Source organism: Bifidobacterium ramosum (assembly GCF_009299505.1).
In the GTDB taxonomy this organism is placed as follows: Bacteria; Actinomycetota; Actinomycetes; order Actinomycetales; family Bifidobacteriaceae; genus Bifidobacterium; species Bifidobacterium ramosum.
Genome location: NZ_WBSM01000025.1, coordinates 1 through 5,294, shown reverse-complemented (window position 1 = coordinate 5,294; position 5,294 = coordinate 1). Strand labels below are relative to the sequence as shown.

Annotated in this window: 3 rRNA genes; all 3 read right to left on the bottom strand. The window is 59.2% G+C overall.

From position 1 onward, the window contains the following. Positions 1-8: 8 nt before the first annotated feature. Positions 9-125, bottom strand: a 5S ribosomal RNA gene (gene rrf, locus DSM100688_RS11720). A 172-nt stretch (positions 126-297) separates the two neighbouring features. Then, positions 298-3,352 (bottom strand): 23S ribosomal RNA (locus DSM100688_RS11715). Positions 3,353-3,766: 414 nt separating this feature from the next. Continuing rightward, positions 3,767-5,291, bottom strand: a 16S ribosomal RNA gene (locus DSM100688_RS11710). Together the 16S, 23S and 5S rRNA genes form the textbook arrangement of a ribosomal RNA operon. Positions 5,292-5,294 lie beyond the last annotated feature (3 nt).

Genomic DNA, 5,294 nt, shown 5'->3' with positions numbered 1-5,294 from the left:
CAAGTTGAATGCGGCGGCGTGCTACTCTCCCACACCCTATCGAGTGCAGTACCATCGCCGTGCCAGGCCTTAGCTTCCGGGTTCGGAATGGGACCGGGCGTCTCACCTGGGCCATGACCGCCGCAAATCTATAATTATCACCCCGGAACAACCCAGGGCGGCAAGGGACCGTGACGGTCCGGGAACCGGATCATGGACGCGAAAACCGTAATGTGACCGCACAGCATTCCATGATGCCAATGCGTGAACCTGCAGAAGAAAGATGTTGCCACCACCAACCCAAAAAAGGCCGGAGGAAGATGATTGCCTCTCCCCCGTTAGTACCGGTCGGCTCCACCGCTTGCGCGGCTTCCACGTCCGGCCTATCAACCACGTGTTCTGCATGGGGGGTACAGGAGGTCAAGCCTCCACGGAATCCTTATCTTGGAGCGGGCTTCCCGCTTAGATGCTTTCAGCGGTTATCCCTTCCGAACGTAGCCAACCGGCCACGCCACTGGCGTGACGACCGGCATACCAGAGGTTCGTCCACCCAGGTCCTCTCGTACTATGGGCAGGCCTCCTCAAGATTCCAACGAGCGCAGAGGATAGAGACCAAACTGTCTCACGACGTTCTGAACCCAGCTCGCGTGCCGCTTTAATCGGCGAACAGCCGAACCCTTGGGACCTGCTCCAGCCCCAGGATGCGACGAGCCGACATCGAGGTGCCAAACCATCCCGTCGATATGGACTCTTGGGAATGATCAGCCTGTTATCCCCGGGGTACCTTTTATCCGTTGAGCGATGCCGCGCCCGTGCGCCGGCACCGGATCACTATCTCCGACTTTCGTCCCTGCTCGAACCGTCGTTCTCACAGTCAAGCCCGCTTGTGCGATTGCACTCGACACCCGATTGCCAACCGGGCTGAGCGGACCTTTGAGCGCCTCCGTTACTCTTTGGGAGGCAACCGCCCCAGTTAAACTACCCGCCAGGCACTGTCCCAGAGCAGGATGACTGCTCGTGGTTAGACGTCAAACGAGAACAGAGCGGTATTTCACCTTGCGACTCCACCCAAGCTGGCGCCTGGGCTTCGAAGTCTCCCGCCTATGCTACACAATCCGCGCCTAACGCCAATACCAAGGTATAGTAAAGGTCCCGGGGTCTTTTCGTCCTTCTGCGCTTAACGAGCATCTTTACTCGTACTGCAATTTCGCCGAGCTCCTGGTCGAGACAGTGGGGAAGTCGTTACGCCATTCGTGCAGGTCGGAACTTACCCGACAAGGAATTTCGCTACCTTAGGATGGTTATAGTTACCACCGCCGTTTACCGGGGCTTGAATTCACCGCTTCACCACAAGGGCTGACGGATCCTCTTAACCTTCCGGCACCGGGCAGGCGTCAGAGCGTATACAGCGGCTTGCGCCTTCGCACGCTCCTGTGTTTTTGGTAAACAGTCGCTACCCCCTGGCCTGTGCCACCCCCCAAAGCTCCCGTCGCGAGGACGTTCACCCCGAGGGGTCTCCCTTATACCGAAGGCACGGGAGTAATTTGCCGAGTTCCTTGACCAGGATTCGCTCGATCGCTTCGGTATACTCTACCAGACCACCAGTGTCGGTTTGGGGTACGGGCGGCACCGCGCCTGACGCCGAAGCTTTTCTCGACGGCATGGGATCACCGGATTCGGCCAAAAAGGCCCCATCATCGCGCCTCGCCCTCACGCCCCCCGGATTTGCCTGGGGAGCGGGCCGCACGCTTGACCACGGAAAACCACCTCCGCGGCCGGCTACCCGTCCGTGTCACTCCTGCGCTGACCTACTACGACTACGCTCCCAACAGCACGCGGATCACCAACCCGAAGGAAGGATCACCACGAACCGGAGGTTAGTACTCATCGGCTCGGTTTTGTCGGTTCGATGCCGGTACGGGAATATCAACCCGTTCATCCATTCGACTACGCCTGTCGGCCTCGCCTTAGGACCCGACTCACCCGGGGACGACGAACGTGGCCCCGGAACCCTTGGTCATCCAGCGGGCGGGATTCGCACCCGCCTCTCGCTACTCATGTCTGCATTCTCACTCCCCTGCAGTCCACGGACGTTTACACGCCCGCTTCGCCCCGCACGGGACGCTCTCCTACCCAGCACAAAACGTACTGCCGCGTCTTCGGTGGCGTGCTTGAGCCCCGCTACATTGTCGGCGCGGAACCACTAGACCAGTGAGCTGTTACGCACTCTTTCAAGGATGGCTGCTTCTGAGCCAACCTCCTGGCTGTCTATGCGACTCCACATCCTTTCCCACTTAGCACGCGCTTGGGGACCTTAGACGACGATCTGGGCTGTTTCCCTTTCGACGACGGAGCTTATCCCCCGCCGACTCACTGCCGGAATACGCACCACGGGTATTCGGAGTTTGGCTGCTGTTGGTACCCGATACGGGCCCGCAAGCATCCAGTAGCTCTACCCCCCGGATGTAATCAACCGACGCTGCACCTAAATGCATTTCGGAGAGAACCAGCTATCACGGAATTTGATTGGCCTTTCACCCCTAACCCCAAGTCATCCCCCCGGTTTTCAACCCAGGTGGGTCCGGTCCTCCACGCGGTCTTACCCGCGCTTCAACCTGCTCAGGGCTAGATCATCCCGCTTCGGGTCCAGGACACGCGACTCAACGCCTTTTAAGACTCGCCTTCGCTACGCGTACCCCACACGGGTTACGCTCGCCACATGCCACTGACTCGCAGACTCATTTTTCGATAGGCACGCCGTCACCCCGAAAGGCTCCGACGGATCGTAGGCGCACGGTTTCAGGAACTCTTTCACTCCCCTCCCGGGGTGCTTTTCACCTTTCCCTCACGGTACTAGTACGCTATCGGTCAGACAGGAATACTTAGGCTTACCCGACGGTCCGGGCAGATTCACGCGGGATTCCACGAGGCCCGCGCTACTTGGGAACAACGATCGGAAGGCCCTGGTCCTTCGGCTAAGGGGCTGGCACCCGCTGCGGCCCGGCCTTCAATCCGGTTCGCCTCAACCAGAGCTTTGTCACTTCCGCCCGCCGCGTCGGCGACGGGACACGCATCCCACAACACCCCGAGCGCAACCCCCGACGGGTATCACACGCTCAAGGTTTGGCCTCATCCGCTTTCGCTCGCCACTACTCACGGAGTATCCTTTCCTGCAGGTACTGAGATGTTTCACTTCCCTGCGTACCCCCCGCACAAGTGCGGTACCGGCCCATGACGGCCGGTGGGTTTCCCCATTCGGACACCCTCGGATCAAAGCCCGCTTGGCGGCTCCCCGAGGCTTATCGCAGCCTGCAACGTCCTTCATCGGTCCTGTCTGCCAAGGCATCCACCATACGCCCTTGCAAGCAACCATCCGCACAACGGACGTCCGCTAGCAACAACGAGCAAATTCACGCTTGACAACACATCATCACACTAACGATCACAAAACGATCAAACAACCAGACTCCAAAAAGAAGTCCGGCGAAAAATACAGCAAAAACAAACAAGAAAACCTCATTCGTTTCTGCTCGCGTCCACTATCCAGTTCTCAAACCACCACGCACCACGACCCCAGACAACCAAGACCACACGTCCCGGCCCGAAGGCCATGGGCACGAACCGCACCAGGAAAACCCTGGGGTGGCGGTCCGGGAGCCCAAAAGCGCATCCATACCACTACATCAACGCCCTGATCTCTTCCACACCAGCAACCCCAACCAACCATGGACTATCCACGGCGTGGGGCACACACCGGCTTCCAAACAGAAGCCTGAAATCTCCGTAGAAAGGAGGTGATCCAGCCGCACCTTCCGGTACGGCTACCTTGTTACGACTTAGTCCCAATCACGAGCCTCACCTTAGACGGCTCCCCCCTCTTGCGAGGTTAGGCCACCGGCTTCGGGTGCTGCCCACTTTCATGACTTGACGGGCGGTGTGTACAAGGCCCGGGAACGCATTCACCGCGGCGTTGCTGATCCGCGATTACTAGCGACTCCGCCTTCATGGAGTCGGGTTGCAGACTCCAATCCGAACTGAGACCGGTTTTCAGGGATCCGCTCCATGTCGCCATGTCGCATCCCGCTGTACCGGCCATTGTAGCATGCGTGAAGCCCTGGACGTAAGGGGCATGATGATCTGACGTCATCCCCACCTTCCTCCGAGTTAACCCCGGCGGTCCCCCGTGAGTTCCCATCCAAAATGCTGGCAACACGGGGCGAGGGTTGCGCTCGTTGCGGGACTTAACCCAACATCTCACGACACGAGCTGACGACGACCATGCACCACCTGTGAACCCGCCCCGAAGGGAAACCACATCTCTGCGGTCGTCGGGAACATGTCAAGCCCAGGTAAGGTTCTTCGCGTTGCATCGAATTAATCCGCATGCTCCGCCGCTTGTGCGGGCCCCCGTCAATTTCTTTGAGTTTTAGCCTTGCGGCCGTACTCCCCAGGCGGGACGCTTAACGCGTTAGCTCCGACACGGAACCCGTGGAAAGGGCCCCACATCCAGCGTCCACCGTTTACGGCGTGGACTACCAGGGTATCTAATCCTGTTCGCTCCCCACGCTTTCGCTCCTCAGCGTCAGTAACGGCCCAGAGACCTGCCTTCGCCATTGGTGTTCTTCCCGATATCTACACATTCCACCGTTACACCGGGAATTCCAGTCTCCCCTGCCGCACTCCAGCCCGCCCGTACCCGGCGCAGATCCACCGTTAAGCGATGGACTTTCACACCAGACGCGACGAACCGCCTACGAGCCCTTTACGCCCAATAAATCCGGATAACGCTTGCACCCTACGTATTACCGCGGCTGCTGGCACGTAGTTAGCCGGTGCTTATTCAACGGGTAAACTCACTTACGCTTGCTCCCCGATAAAAGAGGTTTACAACCCGAAGGCCTCCATCCCTCACGCGGCGTCGCTGCATCAGGCTTTCGCCCATTGTGCAATATTCCCCACTGCTGCCTCCCGTAGGAGTCTGGGCCGTATCTCAGTCCCAATGTGGCCGGTCGCCCTCTCAGGCCGGCTACCCGTCGAAGCCACGGTGGGCCGTTACCCCGCCGTCAAGCTGATAGGACGCGACCCCATCCCATACCGCCGGAACTTTCCCACACCCCCATGCAGGAGCGTGGAGCATTCGGCATTACCACCCGTTTCCAGGAGCTATTCCAAAGTACGGGGCAGGTTGGTCACGCATTACTCACCCGTTCGCCACTCTCACCAACCAGCAAGCTGGTCGGATCCCGTTCGACTTGCATGTGTTAAGCACGCCGCCAGCGTTCATCCTGAGCCAGAATCGAACCCTCCACAAAAAA